Source organism: Pedobacter sp. Bi126, assembly GCF_918698245.1.
GTDB lineage: Bacteria > Bacteroidota > Bacteroidia > Sphingobacteriales > Sphingobacteriaceae > Pedobacter.
Map to the genome: position 1 here is coordinate 866,429 of NZ_CAKKMS010000002.1, position 17,864 is coordinate 884,292.

17 protein-coding genes are annotated in these 17,864 nt (G+C 35.8%); 6 read left to right on the forward strand and 11 right to left on the reverse strand.

The window, feature by feature from the left end; all coding sequences use genetic code 11:
* Positions 1-4: 4 nt before the first annotated feature.
* Together LQ201_RS08780 and LQ201_RS08785 are read right to left on the reverse strand one after the other, a co-directional pair.
* Positions 5-367, reverse strand: a complete 363-nt coding sequence (locus LQ201_RS08780; RefSeq protein WP_230141372.1) for a hypothetical protein — start codon at positions 365-367, stop codon at positions 5-7.
* Between the two features lie 52 nt (positions 368-419).
* The gene (locus LQ201_RS08785) at positions 420-1,514 is read right to left on the reverse strand and encodes an MBL fold metallo-hydrolase (protein ID WP_230141374.1); all 1,095 of its coding nucleotides are present in this window, start codon (positions 1,512-1,514) and stop codon (positions 420-422) included.
* A 560-nt stretch (positions 1,515-2,074) separates the two neighbouring features.
* Here LQ201_RS08785 and LQ201_RS08790 point away from each other — a divergent pair.
* Positions 2,075-3,091: a LacI family DNA-binding transcriptional regulator gene (locus LQ201_RS08790; RefSeq protein WP_029275179.1), complete on the forward strand. Its 1,017-nt coding sequence runs from the start codon at positions 2,075-2,077 to the stop codon at positions 3,089-3,091.
* 21 nt (positions 3,092-3,112) lie between these two features.
* On the opposite strand, the gene LQ201_RS08795 is transcribed toward LQ201_RS08790, so the two are convergent.
* On the reverse strand, positions 3,113-4,048 hold the full coding sequence (locus LQ201_RS08795) for a helix-turn-helix transcriptional regulator (RefSeq protein WP_230141376.1): 936 nt from the start codon (positions 4,046-4,048) through the stop codon (positions 3,113-3,115).
* Positions 4,049-4,345: 297 nt separating this feature from the next.
* Here LQ201_RS08795 and LQ201_RS08800 point away from each other — a divergent pair, with 297 nt between their 5' ends.
* Together LQ201_RS08800 and LQ201_RS08805 are read left to right on the forward strand one after the other, a co-directional pair.
* The gene (locus tag LQ201_RS08800; RefSeq protein ID WP_230141377.1) at positions 4,346-6,418 is read left to right on the forward strand and encodes a TonB-dependent siderophore receptor; all 2,073 of its coding nucleotides are present in this window, start codon (positions 4,346-4,348) and stop codon (positions 6,416-6,418) included.
* A 26-nt stretch (positions 6,419-6,444) separates the two neighbouring features.
* Entirely contained in the window at positions 6,445-7,512 is a 1,068-nt protein-coding gene (locus tag LQ201_RS08805; protein ID WP_230141379.1) for an HmuY family protein, read from the forward strand.
* Positions 7,513-7,709: 197 nt separating this feature from the next.
* Here LQ201_RS08805 and LQ201_RS08810 read toward each other — a convergent pair whose 3' ends face one another.
* The 4 genes from LQ201_RS08810 to LQ201_RS08825 form a co-directional block, all read right to left on the reverse strand.
* On the reverse strand, positions 7,710-7,889 hold the full coding sequence (locus tag LQ201_RS08810) for a hypothetical protein (RefSeq protein WP_010602585.1): 180 nt from the start codon (positions 7,887-7,889) through the stop codon (positions 7,710-7,712).
* 182 nt (positions 7,890-8,071) lie between these two features.
* The gene (locus LQ201_RS08815) at positions 8,072-8,656 is read right to left on the reverse strand and encodes a biliverdin-producing heme oxygenase (protein ID WP_230141381.1); all 585 of its coding nucleotides are present in this window, start codon (positions 8,654-8,656) and stop codon (positions 8,072-8,074) included.
* 70 nt (positions 8,657-8,726) lie between these two features.
* Positions 8,727-9,146, reverse strand: a complete 420-nt coding sequence (locus tag LQ201_RS08820) for a response regulator (protein WP_230141383.1) — start codon at positions 9,144-9,146, stop codon at positions 8,727-8,729.
* 1 nt (position 9,147) lies between these two features.
* Complete coding sequence (locus tag LQ201_RS08825; RefSeq protein WP_230141385.1) at positions 9,148-11,361, reverse strand: ATP-binding protein; 2,214 nt, start codon at positions 11,359-11,361, stop codon at positions 9,148-9,150.
* A 144-nt stretch (positions 11,362-11,505) separates the two neighbouring features.
* Between LQ201_RS08825 and LQ201_RS08830 the strand changes: the two genes are divergently transcribed.
* On the forward strand, positions 11,506-11,874 hold the full coding sequence (locus LQ201_RS08830) for a response regulator transcription factor (RefSeq protein ID WP_029275186.1): 369 nt from the start codon (positions 11,506-11,508) through the stop codon (positions 11,872-11,874).
* A 5-nt stretch (positions 11,875-11,879) separates the two neighbouring features.
* Here the strand turns inward: LQ201_RS08830 and LQ201_RS08835 are convergent, their stop codons facing one another.
* From LQ201_RS08835 to LQ201_RS08845, 3 genes are read right to left on the reverse strand one after another with little or no spacing between them, the layout of a single operon-like run.
* The gene (locus LQ201_RS08835; RefSeq protein WP_230141387.1) at positions 11,880-12,686 is read right to left on the reverse strand and encodes a mechanosensitive ion channel family protein; all 807 of its coding nucleotides are present in this window, start codon (positions 12,684-12,686) and stop codon (positions 11,880-11,882) included.
* A 24-nt stretch (positions 12,687-12,710) separates the two neighbouring features.
* A complete protein-coding gene (locus LQ201_RS08840; RefSeq protein ID WP_230141390.1) occupies positions 12,711-12,866 on the reverse strand; it encodes a hypothetical protein in 156 nt (51 codons plus the stop codon).
* Positions 12,867-12,875: 9 nt separating this feature from the next.
* On the reverse strand, positions 12,876-13,244 hold the full coding sequence (locus LQ201_RS08845; protein WP_215128884.1) for an STAS/SEC14 domain-containing protein: 369 nt from the start codon (positions 13,242-13,244) through the stop codon (positions 12,876-12,878).
* Positions 13,245-13,384: 140 nt separating this feature from the next.
* On the opposite strand from LQ201_RS08845, the gene LQ201_RS08850 reads away from it, so the two are divergent.
* Positions 13,385-14,503, forward strand: coding sequence for an alpha/beta hydrolase (locus LQ201_RS08850; protein WP_230141393.1), 1,119 nt, complete (start codon positions 13,385-13,387; stop codon positions 14,501-14,503).
* Positions 14,504-14,676: 173 nt separating this feature from the next.
* Here the strand turns inward: LQ201_RS08850 and LQ201_RS08855 are convergent, their stop codons facing one another.
* Positions 14,677-15,447: a Ku protein gene (locus tag LQ201_RS08855; RefSeq protein WP_230141395.1), complete on the reverse strand. Its 771-nt coding sequence runs from the start codon at positions 15,445-15,447 to the stop codon at positions 14,677-14,679.
* 129 nt (positions 15,448-15,576) lie between these two features.
* Here LQ201_RS08855 and LQ201_RS08860 point away from each other — a divergent pair, with 129 nt between their 5' ends.
* A complete protein-coding gene (locus LQ201_RS08860) occupies positions 15,577-17,847 on the forward strand; it encodes a glycosyltransferase (protein ID WP_230141396.1) in 2,271 nt (756 codons plus the stop codon).
* Positions 17,848-17,864: the final 17 nt, after the last annotated feature.

The window sequence follows — 17,864 nt, forward strand, 5'->3', positions numbered from 1 at the left end:
ATTGTTAAATCCATTCTTTTTCTTTAAAGTTAGTATGGATAATTTCTACCAGCGTTTCTACTTCTTTTAATTTAGAATCATCAAGTGCTGAAATTTTAAAACCTGCTTTATTTTTACCAAAATCGCTTAAATTATGATTTGTAGTAGAAAATTCATCTGTATTGATTTTAACTTCTACGGCATCCCCATTGATATAAACGCCAGAAAAAAATCGTTCGGTCACTTTTTCACCGTTTAATTCAATGTTTTTTTCACTATAAAGATCATACCCGTTTTCCGAATTTTCGTGTACCGTATATCCACGGGTGGCATAGGGCTGTATTCCGGCTCTAATGGTCTGGAAAATTTCAACAAGATCAGTTTTCATAATTGTATTTGATTTTAGAATTAAACACCATAGTACAATTATTGTTTAGTTTTTATTCTTCAAGCCACCAGTTTTCCGTCGGTAAATATTCATTTAAAATTATTGTTTCACCCAATTTTGGGGTAACCAAAGGAAACTGCTTTGCGGCTGCAGCTAAAACCACTCTTTTAACAGGCTCGTTCCAGGGGTGCATGGCTAAGCTAAATTTACCCCAATGCACCGGCATTAAAACTTTTGCTTTTAAATCGATAGCGGCCTGTACTGTTTCCTCGGGAAACATATGGATGTACGGCCAATAGGCATTGTACTGTCCACATTCGAGCAAGGCTAAATCAAAAGGGCCAAACTCCTCACCTATTTTGGCGAAGTGTGTATCATAGCCAGAATCGCCTCCCAAAAATAATTGGTAGTTTTCAGTTTTCAATACAAAGGCCGACCAAAGGGTTTGATTTCTTTTAAATTTTCTTCCGGTAAAATGTCTTGCCGGAACCGCTGTTAACTTCAGGCTATTAAATAATGTTAACGATTCGTTCCAGCACAATTCATTGATCTTATCAGCTTTAATCCCCCATTTTTCTAAGTGTTCTCCTACTCCCAACGAAGTAACTATGGTTTTAACTTGTGGTGCAATTTTTAAAATACTATTGTAATCGAGATGATCGTAATGATCGTGTGTGATGAGCAGGATATCGATATTCTTAAATTCTTCAGCTTTTACAACATCTGTACCTAAAAAAGCCTTACTCCCAATAAATGAAAATGGAGATGGGGTTTTGCTAAAAACTGGATCAACAAGAATTCTTAAACCCTCTACTTTGATGAGGTAAGATGAATGTCCAAACCAGATAATTTCAGGAGCAACGCTTTTAGGACTTCCATTTAGGTTAGGTGTAATAAAAGTAAGTGCTTGATTCGGAGCTTTATTGGGATGTTTTTCGAAAAAAAATGCCTTTAAAACCTTAAAAAAGCTAACGCCTTCGGGCTGCATTAATGTTATCGACTGATTTTGCAATGCACCATCACGATAGTTAGCCAAATGGTGGATTTTTTCCAATCGTAATCCCTTGGGTAAACGGCCAAAAACAGGAAGGTTCGTTATAATGAAGAGCGCGATTAAGATGAAAAGTAAAATGTATACAGCTATCATTTTTAAAATAATAAAACCAAAGTAGGAATATGATTTTAAAAAAGAAGGCTGAGTGAAATATATGACGAATGGATTACTTCTTAAGGATTTAAGTAGCAATGCCAGAACTGACTGCGCTATTAAAAACTTTAAAATAATTAGAATAAGGCACTACCTTATTTATAACATGCGTAAATTTTATACCTTTGAATAAGGGTTAAACATATAGCTTAGATAACTTTTGTGCCTGCTTGCAGGAAAATAACCCAATTTGGCGGGAAGTGGTACGAACACTTCTCGTCTTTTTTGTTTAAATACCCCTCCAAATTGAGGGGTACTATTGTTAATCGTTGGGATGTAATTTATAACTGTATATCAATTTTGTTTTTTAAGGGACTAAAATTGCTTTCTATTTATAATTTTTCTATTATTATTTTTCAGAACGTATGGTCTTTAGCTTTTCCGAAAGTATTGATATTTATATAGCAGAGGAAAGAAATGAGAAAAAAAAACAGCGCAAACGTTTGATTAATTTTGTATTATTACATATTGAAGAAATTTAATGTAGTTTAGCACTCAGAATGCAGTCGAAACCAACAACCATCAAAGAAATAGCCAGAATCTTAAACATTTCTCCATCCAGTGTTTCCAGGGGATTGCACGATCATCCGAGCATTGGAGCGGTAACCAGAGAGAAAATTAAGCAGTTGGCAAAGTCTCTAAACTATGAGCCTAATAATGCGGCAATTCTTTTTCAAAAAGGAAAAACATATACTATTGGCGTAATTTTACCTGAGCTATCTGAACACTTTTTCTCTATTGCTATTTCTGCAATTGAAGATGAAGCCATTAAGAAAAACTATACGGTTATTTTTGCGCAGTCGCACGATAATTATGATCAGGAAGTAAAGCTCGTTGAAAAAATGAAAAATCAACGGGTAGATGGTTTATTGGTATCCATCAGTAAAGACACTTCAAAGTTTGATCATTTCGAAAAACTCAATTCATTCAATATACCTGTCGTATTTTTTGACCGGATACCTCCTTTTAAAAACGTGCATTATGTGGCGTGTAGCTTAGAAAGTGCAACAATTAAAGCAGTGAACTATCTTTTGAAAAAAGGGCATAGAAGTATTGGGATGATTAATGGGCCAAGTACCTTGTACGCAAGTGAGGAACGTAAAGATGGCTATATGCAGGCGATTACTTTTAACCGCTTAAAATTTGATCCATCGTTAGTGGTGAACTGTGATTTAACTGAGGAAGGTACCATCGATGCTGCCAATCAATTTTTGAATCATAAGCGTAAACCTACAGCAATTGTGGCCTTTAACGATTATGTAGCACTTTTCCTGATTAAATATTTCAAAAAACTGAATGTAATTAATGATTTCGACATAGTGAGTTATGCAAATCTGCCTATTATCAGCTACTTGGATAATTCGCCGGTAGCTTCAGTTGAGCAATACCCCTATTTACAAGGACAAAAAGCAGCTAATATTTTGTTAGATCTTATTCATAGTCCTAATTCTGAGAACCAAGCCTACTACAACACCATTGTAGAGTCTGATTTGATTGTAAACGAGGTAAAAGAATAAACAAACGTTTGCGCTAAATTTCTAGCTTTTGTTTAAACTTCCAGGTAAAACATTAAACTGTTTTTTAAAAGCAGTGATAAAATGTTGTGCATTTTTATAACCTACAAGAAAGGCAACTTCATTCACCGTTTTCTTTTCCTTGGATAGAAAATAGTGCGCTTTTTCCATCCTGATTTTATATAAATAGCCAAACACTGTATGTCCGGTAAGTTCTTTAAATCCTCTTTTAAGTTTATAGTCATTAATCCCAGCCTTACGCGAAAGTTCCATTAATGAATTAGGCCTTTGCAGATCATGCTCTACCAATTGTTTGGCCAACAGAATCTTTTCTATATCCTCCTTTTTTAAAACGTGTGTTTGTTTCTCTGGTTTTTGATTAACATAAGCAATAATCAACTCAAAGATCCTGGCTTCAAGGAACAGACGTTTTACCCTACCCTCGTGTTTAGGATAAATTATCTGCTGCAATATCGACCCGATTTCCGGACTGATCGACTTTTGGGTTCCGGTTTTAAGATCGCTACCAAGTTCTCCTCCTGTTACCTGCTTAAAATAATCTTCTGTGAGCTGTATATAAAGGCATCTGGTTTTCTCTGTGATATTAAATTTGATCGAATTAACGCCAACTGCATTAAAATCCTGCTCGTTTTTAGCTAATGATAATAAATTATCGTGCTGATGATTAAAATAATAGTTAATCGTACCGCTCAGACAAAATAAAAAGCCAATATGTTGCTGAGAAGATTCAAAGCAAAAATTCTCTTCCTGATTCGGATGGATCTCAATAATGCCAATGTGGATCCCCCTAAACCACATTTCCTTTATTTGGTACTTTACATCGTTCTCATCTAATGTTATAACTGCCTCATCTATGTCGTTTATGCTTTCAAAATTATCAGGATAGGCATTCTTGTAAATGATATTTCCTTTAGGATAGCTTGAGAGTTTAATTGTCATCTGTATAAAAGTTATTAATTTATTGCTCATTGTTTTCAATGGCATTTTTCACTTGCATTTATTTTCTCAATGGTGTTCAAGAGAACGCTTCGCTTAGTTAATGAGCTTGCAAAAGCTCGTTTTTTTTTAAAAGGTGCTGAAGCGATCATGATATTTCATCCCGTTGTGTGATTTGAAAAATCATGATGGCTCCATATTCACTTAATCCGTTTGGCGGTATTAATTATCCGTTTAGCGTTATCTGTTTTTTCTGATTATCTACAAATTTGCATAATTATTTATAATTAGTCTAAATAAATGAAGATATATTTATCAATTGCTTTATCACTTTGTGGATTTGTTACTGTGGCTCAAGAAATTAAAGTTGATACTACAAAGGCAAATGATTTAAAAGATGTAGTGGTTACAGGGCAATACGGGCCGCAAACCCTGAAGAACTCCGTATACAATGTAAAAACAATAAGTGCAGATCGGATTAAGCTAAGAGCTGCCACCAATGTGCAGCAGATTTTAAATACCGAACTCGGTTTCCGTTTTAGCAACGATTTAACTTTAGGTACAACAGACGTTTCTTTAATGGGAATGACTGGCCGGAATATTAAAATTTTATTGGATGGTGTACCGATGGTAGACCGATCTGATGCCCGCGAAAGTTTAAACCAAATCGATATTAACACCATTGAAAGGATAGAAATTGTAGAAGGTCCGATGTCTGTTGTTTATGGCACCGATGCGCTGGCAGGAGTAATTAATATTATAACCAAAAATCCCGGAAAGCAATTGTTAAGCGTTAATGCACGTGTACAGGAAGAAAGCGCAGGAAAAGAATATAACCTACTCAATGGTGCAGGCCAGCATAATCAGAATTTAAGTATTAGTTGGCAGCAAAAAGGCTGGAGTGTTTTGCTTTGTGCATCGCATAACGATTTCGGTGGCTGGAATATGGCTCCTAAAACAGCATTTTTAGAAGAGTTTAACAACTATAAAAATCAATGGAAACCTAAGGAGCAATGGCTTGGTAATACTAAAATTGGGTACAGAAATCAAAACTTTAGTATATGGTATCGCCTAGACGGGCTAAACGAGGATATTGATTCTCGTTTTGGAATAAATCCATCGAGTTTCGAAGGGAAGCTGTCTACCTATACCACCAAACGTTATACGCAACAATTGCAGTCTGAATGGAGGATAAACAATAAATTACAGATAACGGCCATAGGAGGATATACCGATTTACAACGATCAACCCACACCGTTATCCATAATTTTACAAACAACACGGAACGATTAAGTGACGATAAGGGCGAACAGGATATAGCAAAATTCAACTCAGCTATTTTTAGGGCCACTGCAATTTACACCTTAAATAAATCAGTTTCATTTCAGCCAGGTATCGAATACAATAGAGATGCTGCTAGCGGGCAAAGGATTAACGGTGCGCCTGTAATTAATGATTATGCCGCCTTTATTTCTGCCGAAATTAAACTTGCTAGTGGAATAAGTGTAAGACCAGGATTGAGGTTTATTAAAAACTCCATTTACGATGCCCCTCCTGTAATTCCATCATTAAATACAAAATTTACTTTAACCAAAGATTTAGATCTTCGATTGGCTTACGCTAAAGGTTTTCGTTCTCCGGCACTGAGGGAACTATATTACGATTTTGTAGATGCGAGTCATAATATTTTGGGTAACCCCAATTTAAAAGCCGAAGAATCGAACAGTTTTAATGGCTCTTTGGCCTGGGCAGGCATACATCAAAAAGATCTGCAGTTCCGTTCTACGCTATCGGGTTTCTATAATTTGTTTAAAAACAGGATTAATTTTGCCCAGTCACCAACAGATAACTCCATAACCTCGCTATTTAATGTAGATAAGTATAAAACAACAGGTGCTACGTTAGACAATACATTGATTTATAAAGATATTCGGGCTACACTTGGCGTATCGTATATCGGCCGATATAATGATTTAAGCGTGAGCAATCCAGACTTGGAGACTCCTGAATTTGCATGGGCTACTGAAGTAAACTCCAATATAACTTATACGCTTCCGAAAATTAATGGGAGTATCAGCCTCTTTTATAAATATACGGGGAGCTTACCAAACTATAAACTTACAGCCGAAAACGATCCCAACTCAGTAAAACTGACGAAAATTGGCGATTTCCATACCGCAGATTTAATGCTGAACAAAAATCTATTTAAATCTTTAACCATTAATGCAGGTATTAAAAACCTATTTAATGTTACACAATTGAGCAACACTTCAACTGCAACTGGTGGAGCACATAGCACAGGTGGCGATGTTCCATATAGTTATGGCCGATCGTATGTGCTTGGGCTGACCTATAACTGGAATAAACTATAACAATAAACAACATTAATTATAATAACATGAATAAACTGAACTCATTAATCGCTATCGCGTTTTTAGCTGCAACACTTACGGCCTGTAAAAAGAATACAGAAGAGCCTATTTTTGTTGCTCCACCATCTAATGGAAGTACTTTAACACTTAACGGATTAATAGGTGCTGAAGCTGGAAGTGCTGCAGGAAATAGTGTTTATGTAGATTTCAGTACTGATAAACAAACTTCGATAGAACGGGATAGCTGGGATTTAGGCTTTTATTCTGGAACTGATTTTAAAGTAATCTTAAATTCGAGCAATGGAGCTTCTGCTTTAGTAATCAATAAAACAGATTTAAATACCGTGACAATCGCCGATTTTGATCCTAATGCATTAAAAGTTGGTCAAGGCCTGGGTAATTTTTCAATAGTTGATGATGGCAGGGAAGCTAATATCTTAAATAAAACTGCTATTGCAGCTATCTCTTCAACTGATGCTGAAAATAAGGTATATATCATCAATAGAAAAGGTGGTGCAGCAACCGTGCTTGCTAACGAAGAACTTTATAAAATCAGGATAATCAGAAAAGGTGCAACTGGCTACACTTTACAATATGCTAAAGTAACCGAAACTACATTTAAAACATTAGATGTGATTAAAAATGCTGAAGCCAATTTCCAATTCGCCTCCTTAGTTAAAGGAACAACTGTTACTGCCGAGCCTGCAAAAGCAAACTGGGATATTGTTTGGGGTTACAGTATGTATTGGACAAGCACGGTCCCATACGCCTTTTCAGACATGGTTTTCATTAACAATATAGCTGGGGCATCTGCGGCTTCTGTTGCGGTTACCGATACAAAAAATTATATAACATTTTCAGAATCTGACATTGCAAGTATAACTTTTTTAACTAATAGGGATGTGATTGGATCAAAATGGAGGACCTCGCCTAATTCACAAGGTGTAGGAGGTGCTGTTGAATCAAAAGTTTTTTATGTGATTAAAGATGGCTCCGGAAATGTGTACAAATTAAAATTTGTAAGCTATATTTCCGCAGATGGTGGTACACGCGGTAAACCAGTAATTGAATATAAATTGGTAAAAAAGGGATAATTTAAGCTAAGGCTTACTAAAAAAATATGTTTTGTTAGTTGGATATAGGCTCTCCGCGATGGGGAGCCTTATCTTTTTATAGGTGGCCAGACTTACGAAGTCTATAGGCCACTTGCAGATAGACTTCGTAAGTCTACCCAAAACGCAAAAAGGGCCCTGGCATACCAGAACCCTTTTTGTTTCTTACTCGCGAAATATTATTTTCCAGAGTTTTTCTTGTCAGTTACTTCTGCACGGATTTCTTGTGCTAAAACTTTAAGATCTTGCATTGCTTTACGCACACGAGTACCAGCAGCTGCATTGCCAGCATTATAAAATTTTTCTACATCTGCTTCAATAGCAGCAACAGCAGCTTTAACTTTTGAGAATTTTTCCATCGCTAATTGATGTTTTTAAGGTTTAAAAAATTTATTTTTTCAATAATACATATTTACCTTGAATTAACAACAGAAAGCAAATATTTATTTGAAAGAAGTTTTGCACATTTACACAATCAAAAAAATGCCCTGGCACTATTATAGAGGTATTTTTTTGGATTTTGAGATCAAAATCTGGCAACTTAATTCAGTTGTTTCGATAAGTTGATCAGGTTATTGAAGGTTAAATTGGCGCTATTTATACAGCGTTTATAATCTGCCTCAGCAACCGTCTGGTTTATTACAGAGACAAATATTTTCCATTTCGTACTCAGCTCATCGCCATAAACACCATAATAATTTAGGCCTCCTTCCTGGTCTTTAAAATTTGGATTGGCTAAAATATGCCTTTTAATTACGTTTCCGCCCAATGTAGCCCCTTCTAGCACATACAACGCACCTAAAACTTCGGCAGTATTTTTTTCTGGAACAAACAATTCAAAATCTAAACCTGGCAATGTTAAACTATCTATATTCCAATATTTTAAATCTTCTTCTAAAGCAGTGAGTTTCAATCTGCTTTTCATTTCCAATTGTTCGGCAATAGCTGCATCCAGCATATTCGCGAGCGTATTCTCTAATTTTTGGTGAATAATATAATTAATGGTTAACAGCTTTTTATACTGATCAATGCTTAAAGAATTGTTCATAATCTCGTTCACAAACATTAAGGATTCTAATGTTCTATGGTTTTCTGCTGTTTCAGCTCTCAATAAATTGGCAATCATATATGGATTTTAATTATTAAAAGAAAAGATCCGGTTAATACCCGAATCTCTCCATATGGTTTTATAAAATTTAATTTAACCTCAAATGTTGGTTAAACCAAAAATCGTGTACAGAATGTACACATTTAAGCAAGCTCTCGTAACCATCAGGTTTGGTAAGATAGGCGTTGGCACCAAACTCAATTGATGCTTTTACATCATCAGGATTATCAGATGTAGAGAACAAGATTACAGGTATCGTTTTGAGATAAGGAATATCCCGTATAAATTTTAACAGATCTAGTCCCGATAAGCCGGGCAAATTCAAATCAAGCAAAATTAATTTTGGTTTGGTTTTACTTTCAGCAAAATGCTGAAGTTTTTGTAATGCCTCTGTCCCATCTTCAATTATAGTTAAATTAAGTGTATCCTTAACCTCTTGTACAGCACTTTGCATAAAAAATGCATAGTCTATATCATCCTCAACATAAAATATATCTGGTGTTTTCATCTTATCTGTTTTTAAAAGCTACAAAAAAGGTAGATCCTACATTTAACTTACTCTCAAACCAAACCCTGCCATTGTGTTTTTCTACAACCCTTTTTACAATTGCTAGTCCCACTCCTGTTCCTTCTATTTCCTTAACATTATCCATGCGCTTAAAAAGCTCAAAAACCCTATCGTAATAACGGTTGTCGATTCCTATTCCATTATCTTTAACAGCGTAGATAGTCTCCCCTCCATCAATATACGCAGAAACCTCTACCTTCGGTTTGTCCACCATGGCAGAGTATTTTACCGCGTTACCAATCAAGTTTGTGAAAACCTGCGCTATCATGGTCTTATCTCCTTTTATATTTGGGAGTTCCCCCAAAACTAATTCGGTACGGTCTGCTTTAAAGGCCGACCACACTTCGCTTCTTATTTCTTTTAACAGCGATGCTACATCAACTGTTTCAAAATTTATTTCAGAACGGCCAACTCTTGCTAAATTTAGGATCTCTTTAATTAAGAAATTCATTTTATCAGCGCCTATTAAAATTCTACTCAACATTTTTTGGCCATTTTCATCAATGCTCTTATTTTTAAGCATAAGCTCAGCGTAAGTTTTTATCGAAGTTAATGGTGTTCTTAAATCGTGCGAAATCGTATAGCTAAAAGTATCTAATTCTTCGTAAGCGGCCTGTAGCTTTTCGTTAAGTAGCCTAATTTCGTTCGCCTTTTTATTGATGTCGGTAATTATAATTTCTCGGATCCTTAAAACCGAGGCAATTTCCTCAGCCATCCATTTTTCAGATGTATTATTTACAACCTGCGACCAAATTTCGAAAGATTTACGGGGAGATAGGCTCAATAAGCCATTTTCTGAAGGAACTACAGCTTTTTCAGGATTTCCAGCCCAATTTACAGTGGCAATGATTTCGGGTTTAAACCAGATGATCATTTCACCCATTTCTTTATTTAGCATACATGAAAGAATTCCAGCGGATATTGACTTGTATTTTTTAGCTGGAGAATGGATTTCAGGCAATCGATGGGTATAATATATCGATTCATCATTGGTTGTTTTTAACCATTCAACAAGTTCTTTTATTTCCTCTTCTGATGGTACATTTCCGATAGTTTTAAGCTCATTTTCGAAAATAATGGCCACTCCCGAAGCTTTGGTTGCATCTAAAATGGTTCTTTTATGGGAAGTTACGGCCTCAATTAAATATTTATCACGGTTTAAATGTTCTAAAAGAACATTCGCGGTACTTTTAAATTGTTCAATAATGGCTGCATCTTCTTCTTCCTGGCGGTATTCTAAAGCTGAAGAAAGAATCTGCCCGATTAATTTAGCGCCTTCTCTGGCTTTATAGTCTATAAACTTAGGACTATAGTTATGGCAGGCAATTAACCCCCATAATTCGCCATGAGCGATTAAGGATATGCTAAAACTCGAATGAACACCCATATTCTTCAGATATTGAATATGTATGGGCGATACGGCGCGTAAGCCACCATTGGTTAAATCGAGTGCCTCGTTTTCTTTAAAAGTTAGAATTGGCGAGTCAGTCATGTTTACATTGGCAATTAACCTGGTCAGATTGAGTTTATAAAGCACCCGAGCCTGTTTAGGAATATCAGATGCGGGGTAATGCAATCCAAAAAATGGTTCTAAATCTGGTTCTTTTTCTTCAGCTACAACTTCGCCATGACCATCCTCTAAAAATTTATAGATCATAATCCGATCGTAATTGATCAGTTTTTTTACCTCTTGAGCAGCACCTTTTAACAGCGCTGAAATGCTTTTCCCCTGAAGCATAGAGGAGGCAGAACGACCTATAGAACTTTGAATATCGAATTGTAAGGTTACCGGCTCAAATTCCAAAAGCCAATCACTTTCTGATGAAGAAATAATCAGATAAAAAGAAAGGCCATTAATTTCAACAGGATAGGGACTAATTGCATCAAAGCTTTTACGGATGATACCTAATTTAAGTAATTCTTCGATATTAAATGCTGGATCTTGTTGTTTGATAAATTGGTTTAAGACCGAAAGTTGTTTGTTTAATAGGCTCTTAGCTTCTTCCGCTAAAAAAACTTCTACATTTTCGCTAATATAGGTAATGGATAGGCTGTTCTTATCAACCGCTAATAGAAAGCCATGCGATTGAATTTTACCAGGAATATGAATGGGTTCTTTATCGCAATTGCTTAGGTCTACAGAAAATTTAGTCATATGTATTTTGATGTTGCGGCGTATTTAATTTCACGAATTAACAAATATTAAGCCTCTTTTTAGAATGTCTCTATTTTGCTAAATTCGGTTTTGAGATTTATTTTTTATTATATATTTGTTTGAAATTTAAAATCCATCTCAACCTTGGCAAAGAAGAATATTTTGGTTATCGAAGATAATCATGCAATCCTTGATGTTATAACCCTTATTTTAGAAAGCGAAGCTTTTAACGTTGAAGGACTAAACAAAGGTGCTGATTTTATTAACCATGTTCAGAAATTCAATCCAGATGTAATAATCATGGATATTATGCTCCCTGACACTGACGGAAGGCTGCTTTTAAAAGAACTTAAAGATACCGCAGCTACACAGCATATTCCCGTTTTAATGATTTCTGCCCGTTATAATGCTAACAATTATACTTTAGATGGAATAGAAGCAGATGACTTTATGGCCAAACCATTTAATATCGACGAATTGATGGATAAGATTTATGCATTATTAAGAAAGTAATTTTTTTATTCGGGCATACCAGGTAATTTTATTCCTCCCAGTTTTAAGTTTTTCATCAGCACTTCCAGAAAAGAAAGTTTAGTATCAGTAAAACCGTGTGCTTTAACCCAAACATTTAAACTTACTTTAAATCCACTATCTTCTAAAGCAGACACACCAATTCTTCTTTCTGGTGTTTTGAGACAATCTTTAAATTCATCGACAGTTTTATTGAAAACAGTTACGATCTGTTCATAATCGATACCATAGCTAAACTTCATTTCAATGTCCAACCTCCTGCTGCCTTCTCTGCTGATATTGATAATCACTTCATTTGATAATTTGCCATTTGGAATAACTACGGTTCTGTTATCGAATGTTTTAACAATAGTATAAAATATCTGGATAGATGTTACCGTCCCTTCCTGACTTTGTGCAATAATATTATCGCCCACAACGAAAGGTTTCAACAGTAAAATCAATACACCACTGGCAAAATTTTGCAGTGTACCGGATAAAGCCAGGCCTGCCGCAACTCCAATACCACCAATAAGTACCGTTAAAAAAGTAAGCTGAATGCCAATAATCTGCATTACGGTAAGTACCAATAAAACCCTTAAGGTAATGAGTATTAAACTGGTTAAAAATGGACGCAGTGACGGATTTATATCTTTACGGTGCATACCACCCTGCATCCATTTCCCTAGTAGCTTAATTAGCCATAAGCCTAAAATAAGCAGCACTATACCTAAAATTACCGATGGTCCTTTATCAATTATCCAATCGTAGGCTTTATTATAAAAATGCTCGATGTTATTGGCATCAATCTTCATAAACAAGGATTTTGCTTCTAATTATTAAGGTTTTTTATGTTTAACGGGCGCATCTTTAGTTACATTTACTTTCTTGGCATCTTTGGCTGATGTTACTTTATCATCAGCACCTTTAGCTTTTGCATTTTTCGGTGCGGTAGCCTTGCTACTTTCTGCCGGTGTTTTAGAATTTTTCATCATTTTTAATCGTTAGTCTTCAGCATTCAGCCAGGCCTTAGCTTCTTCTATCTCTTCTGGTTTAAAACCTTTTGATTTACCTGGCGTAGCCACCGTGAAAACATCAGTAAACCACTCTACTCCTTTTTCGGCGCTTACCACGGCTATTTTTTTCCATTTGGTAAAATTTTTCAAACCTGCTTTAACATCTTGTACCCAGGCACCAGCTGTAAAATTTTTCACATCAGTTTCTAAAACGAGCAGATACCTGATTTCCTTAAATCGCTCAGCGGTTCTTTTCAAACCGGCTAATAAAACATTCTTTACATCATCGCTTGTCACTTCTCCGGTAGCCCTTACGCCAAAAATATGATCTGGTAGTCCTGTTATTTCTGTTAGCATAATTATTTCATTTATTTAAGAACACACTAATTCATCAAGATGTTTGCCATTTAAATAAATTCTGAAAAGTTGAGTGCCAACAAAAACACTATCCTATTGATACTGTTATACAAACAACTTTTATAAAATAAAACAATCCTATGAAAACTAACTGGTTAAAACCTGCTTCATTTATTTGTGCTGTGGCTGTTTGTATTGCTGCTTGTACAGGCGGAACAAAAACGACTACAATTACAAATTCGACCATAACCGACTCTTCAGTAACTGCAGCATTAAAACCTGCAGGGCCTGCTCCTGAATGGGGAAAAACAATAAAACCAGAAATGCAGGCTGTAATAGAAAAATTAAATAGTTATGGAGATAAGCCTTTAGAAACTTTAAGTGCTGCCGATGCACGTAAAAATCATACACCAACTGATGCGGTAATGGATTTGGCAAAACAAAACAATATTACCATACCAACTACTAAGGTAGATACTATAGGGAAAGATATTGATGTTAGCGGAGGCAAAATCCATCTGCGTATTTATACGCCAAAAGCAGGCAACGGACCTTATCCGTTAATTGTTTATTACCATGGCGGTGGTTTCGTTATTGCCAATTTAGATGTTTATAATGCATCTGCACAGGCATTAGCAGAGCAGGTTGGTGCAGTTGTGGTTTCTGTTGCTTACCGCTTAGCACCCGAAAACAAGTTCCCTACTGCGCATAACGATGCTTTTACAGCTTATGAATGGGCTGTTAAAAATGCAGTAAATTTAAAAGCCGATCCGGCTAAGATTGCAATTGTTGGTGAAAGTGCGGGTGGAAATTTAGCAGCAAATGTATCTATTATGGCGAGGGACAAACACATTATGCTTCCTGTGCACCAGGTTTTGATTTATCCCATTGCTCAGGCAGATATGAACACCGAATCTTATAAAATGTATGAAAAAGCAAAACCGCTAAACAAAGCAATGATGGGGTGGTTTACAGAGAAATATCTGACTACAATGATTGAAGCACAGGACCCTAAAATATCATTGGTTAATGCCAATTTAAATGGGCTTCCATCAACAACTATTATTACAGCCGAAATAGATCCCTTACATGATGATGGTGTAATACTCGCTGATAAATTGAAAGCCGCTGGGATAAAAGTTGACAGTAAAAATTATGAGGGTGTAACACATGAATTTTTTGGTATGGCGCTGCTTGTACCAGAAGCGAAGGCTGCTCAGGCTTATGCCGCACATCAATTGAAGGCTGCCTTTAAATAAGCGTTTTAACCACAGATGAGCACAGGTAAACACGGATCTTGATATCTGTGTCCATCCTTCATATCTGTGGTTAAATTATTTTTAGAATTTGCCTAACTACTACATTGCCTCAAGCCCAAATGCATTTCTGATTGTAGTGCAACCCTAAACCCTTTACGCTAACCGATACCTAACTATGCGCCTTTCTTTGAGCCCAAACTCTGCATCAATTGATCATACAGGTCATCGCTTGTCGCTTTTTGTGGTTTCATCTTTTTAACCGTTGCGCGTTTGCCTTTAGACTTTGCTTTAATAATCTTCAAGAGTTCGCTACTGTAATCATCTTTAAAGGCGCTCAAGTCGAATTTAGAACTGTATTGTTTAATCAAGGCCAAGCCCACATCCATTTCTTTTTTGGTGATGGTAATATCATCAACCTTGTTAATTTCTGATAAACTCCTTATTTCCTGCTCAAACCTGATTTTAGTAATCACAATTACATGTTCCATGGGATGGATAACACAAAGATTTTCTGTATTCCGTAGTACAAATCTGGCCACTCCAGCCTTACCTGATTTTTCTAAGGCCTTTAGCAATAATCCATAAGCTTTTTTACCCTGCTTTTCAGGCTCGGTATAATAAGAAGTTTCATAATAAATAGGATTAATATCTTTTATATCAACAAAATTCTCTAATTCAATAATTTTAGTTTTTTCAGGCGCAGCCTCTTCAAAATCGTGCTTATCTAAAACAATGTATCTGTCTTTTAAGAAATAGCCTCTAACAATCTTCTCATAAGGCACTTCTTTATGGGTATTTTCATTCACCCTTAAAAATTTAATCTTTGCATGATCGCGTTCATCAAGCATATCTAAATCGATATTACTATTCTGGACAGCAGAAAACAACTTAATTGGAATGTTTACCAAACCAAATCCAATAGAACCTTTCCATATTGATCTCATAGTTAAATATTTACTTACTAACAAGCGTCTAAATCAGATTGTTTTGGCTTTATTAAGCGTAAATTGAGGAAATCACAAACTATTTAGATAATACAATGTTATTTAAGTATCAAACCTATTTGAATACATATGAAAATCGCCTACATTTCAACCTATCCTCCTCGTGAATGCGGTTTAGCTACATTTAATCAAAATTTGGTTAATGCCTTAAGTTTAAATCCTGCTTATAATTCACACAAAAGCTTTGTTGTTGCATTAAATGAATCGGATGATGTTAATGAACACGATTACCCAAGAGAAGTGAAATTCGTCATCCGTCAGCAAAATCAAAAAGATTATATTGATGCTGCAGATTTCATTAATAACAGTGATGTAGATAGTTGTATTATTGAACATGAATTCGGTATATATGGTGGCAACAGCGGCGTATTCTTATTGTCCCTAATCAATAGATTAAAAAAGCCATTCATTACCATTTTGCATACGGTTTTAAAAGAACCGAACTTCATGCAACAGACCATTATTAAAGAGATTGCAGTTAAATCTTCTAAAATAGTGGTGATGAGCAAAAAAGCAGTCATGTTTTTGACCAGTATTTACCAAATTCCAAAAGATTCAATTAAGTTAATAGAGCATGGTGTTCCAGACCTAGAACCTATACCCAATAACAAAATTGCACAAAGTGAGCTTTTTACCAATCGAAAAGTGCTTTTTACATTTGGCTTAATTAGCAGAAATAAAGGCTTAGAAACCGTAATTAAAGCTTTACCAGAAATTGTCGCTCAACATCCGGATGTTTTATATGTGATTCTGGGCAATACCCATCCTGGCGTAGTAAAACATAATGGCGAAGAATATCGCGATAGTTTGAAAGCGTTGGCAAAAGATTTAGGCGTAGAAAACAATATAACTTTTGTTAATAAATTTGTTTCTGAAGAAGAATTGCACCAGTATTTAACGGCCTGTTCTTTATACATCACGCCTTATTTGAACGAAGCACAGATTACCAGTGGTACTTTATCATATGCCATTGGTGCCGGTGCAGCGGTAGTTTCTACCCCATATTGGCATGCACAAGAACTTTTAGCTGACAATAGAGGCAAATTATTTGATTTTAAAAATAATGCGCAACTGGCAACCATTGTAAACGAACTTTTAAGCGATAAAGATAAATACCAGAAACTGAAGCAAAATGCCTACGAATATGGATTGAACCTTCGTTGGCCAGCCATTGGAAATGTTTATCTTAACGTATTAAATGAAGCTTTGGCTGTAGGAAAAAAGCCAGAAAGAGTTACCCCTCCTATTATTGATGTAGAAGGTATGCCGGCACTTAATTTAAACCATATTTCATTGCTTACAGATGATACCGGAATCATTCAACACGCCCGTTTTGGTATTCCAAATTTGAAGGAAGGCTATTGCATTGATGATAATGCCAGAGCGCTGATTATGGCATTAATGGCTGTTGAGCGGGATAAAAACCCTAAAGCTTTAAAATTCATGCCTGTTTATCTCAGCTTTATTCAGTATATGCAAACCGATGACGGGAATTTTAGGAATTTCTTAAGTTTTAACCGTAGTTATTTAGATGAAATAGGCTCAGAAGATTCATTTGGTCGTACCATCTGGTCATTGGGTTATTTAGTTTGCAGTGCACCCAACAATTCTTATCGTGAATTTGGTAGGGAATTATTGTTCCATGCTATTCCACATTTTAAAGAATTAAAATATCTCCGTGGAAAAGCCAATACCATTATTGGTCTATCCTATTATCTGTGTGCACACCCTGGTGATGAGTTGATCACAAAAGAAATCAATATGTTGGCCAATTCGTTAACGGCATCATATCAAGACAATAAAGATGGCGATTGGCATTGGTTTGAAGATATTCTTACCTACGATAATGCAATCCTTCCTTTGGCTTTGCTTCATCATTACGAAGCTACGGGGAATGCAACATCCTATAAAATTGCGTTGGAGAGTATTGAGTTTTTGAATAGTTTCTCTTTCGAAAATGGATATCTAAATCCGGTTGGAAATGCAGGATGGATGAAAAAACATGGCAAAAACCCTATCTATGACCAACAGGCTATAGAAACGATGGCAATGGTTTTACTCTATGCTAAAACATTCGAGGTAACCAAAGATGACAAATATTTAAATTTAATGCATATCAGTTATGAGTGGTTTTTAGGAAGAAACAGCCTGCATATTCCTTTATACGATTTTGAAACACATGGATGTGCAGATGGACTACAGTTTAACAGTGTAAACAGGAATCAAGGTGCTGAGAGTACATTGGCCTATTTCATCTCCCATTTGGCTATATTAAAAGCGGCAGAAGCGGAATATGAAACACTGTCGTCTCCCCTGATGGAGGCAGATAAATGTAGCTAAAGATTAATCTGTCTTGG

Coding starts and splice junctions, on each gene's coding strand:
- LQ201_RS08815 (WP_230141381.1), bottom strand. CDS start 8,656: ATGATTGCCAATTTATTGAGAGCTGAAACAGCAGAAAACCATAGAACA.
- LQ201_RS08795 (WP_230141376.1), bottom strand. CDS start 4,048: ATGACAATTAAACTCTCAAGCTATCCTAAAGGAAATATCATTTACAAG.
- LQ201_RS08855 (WP_230141395.1), bottom strand. CDS start 15,447: ATGAGATCAATATGGAAAGGTTCTATTGGATTTGGTTTGGTAAACATT.
- LQ201_RS08785 (WP_230141374.1), bottom strand. CDS start 1,514: ATGATAGCTGTATACATTTTACTTTTCATCTTAATCGCGCTCTTCATT.
- LQ201_RS08825 (WP_230141385.1), bottom strand. CDS start 11,361: ATGACTAAATTTTCTGTAGACCTAAGCAATTGCGATAAAGAACCCATT.
- LQ201_RS08800 (WP_230141377.1), top strand. CDS start 4,346: ATGAAGATATATTTATCAATTGCTTTATCACTTTGTGGATTTGTTACT.
- LQ201_RS08835 (WP_230141387.1), bottom strand. CDS start 12,686: ATGAAGATTGATGCCAATAACATCGAGCATTTTTATAATAAAGCCTAC.
- LQ201_RS08820 (WP_230141383.1), bottom strand. CDS start 9,146: ATGAAAACACCAGATATATTTTATGTTGAGGATGATATAGACTATGCA.
- LQ201_RS08845 (WP_215128884.1), bottom strand. CDS start 13,244: ATGCTAACAGAAATAACAGGACTACCAGATCATATTTTTGGCGTAAGG.
- LQ201_RS08860 (WP_230141396.1), top strand. CDS start 15,577: ATGAAAATCGCCTACATTTCAACCTATCCTCCTCGTGAATGCGGTTTA.
- LQ201_RS08790 (WP_029275179.1), top strand. CDS start 2,075: ATGCAGTCGAAACCAACAACCATCAAAGAAATAGCCAGAATCTTAAAC.
- LQ201_RS08850 (WP_230141393.1), top strand. CDS start 13,385: ATGAAAACTAACTGGTTAAAACCTGCTTCATTTATTTGTGCTGTGGCT.
- LQ201_RS08810 (WP_010602585.1), bottom strand. CDS start 7,889: ATGGAAAAATTCTCAAAAGTTAAAGCTGCTGTTGCTGCTATTGAAGCA.
- LQ201_RS08840 (WP_230141390.1), bottom strand. CDS start 12,866: ATGATGAAAAATTCTAAAACACCGGCAGAAAGTAGCAAGGCTACCGCA.
- LQ201_RS08805 (WP_230141379.1), top strand. CDS start 6,445: ATGAATAAACTGAACTCATTAATCGCTATCGCGTTTTTAGCTGCAACA.
- LQ201_RS08780 (WP_230141372.1), bottom strand. CDS start 367: ATGAAAACTGATCTTGTTGAAATTTTCCAGACCATTAGAGCCGGAATA.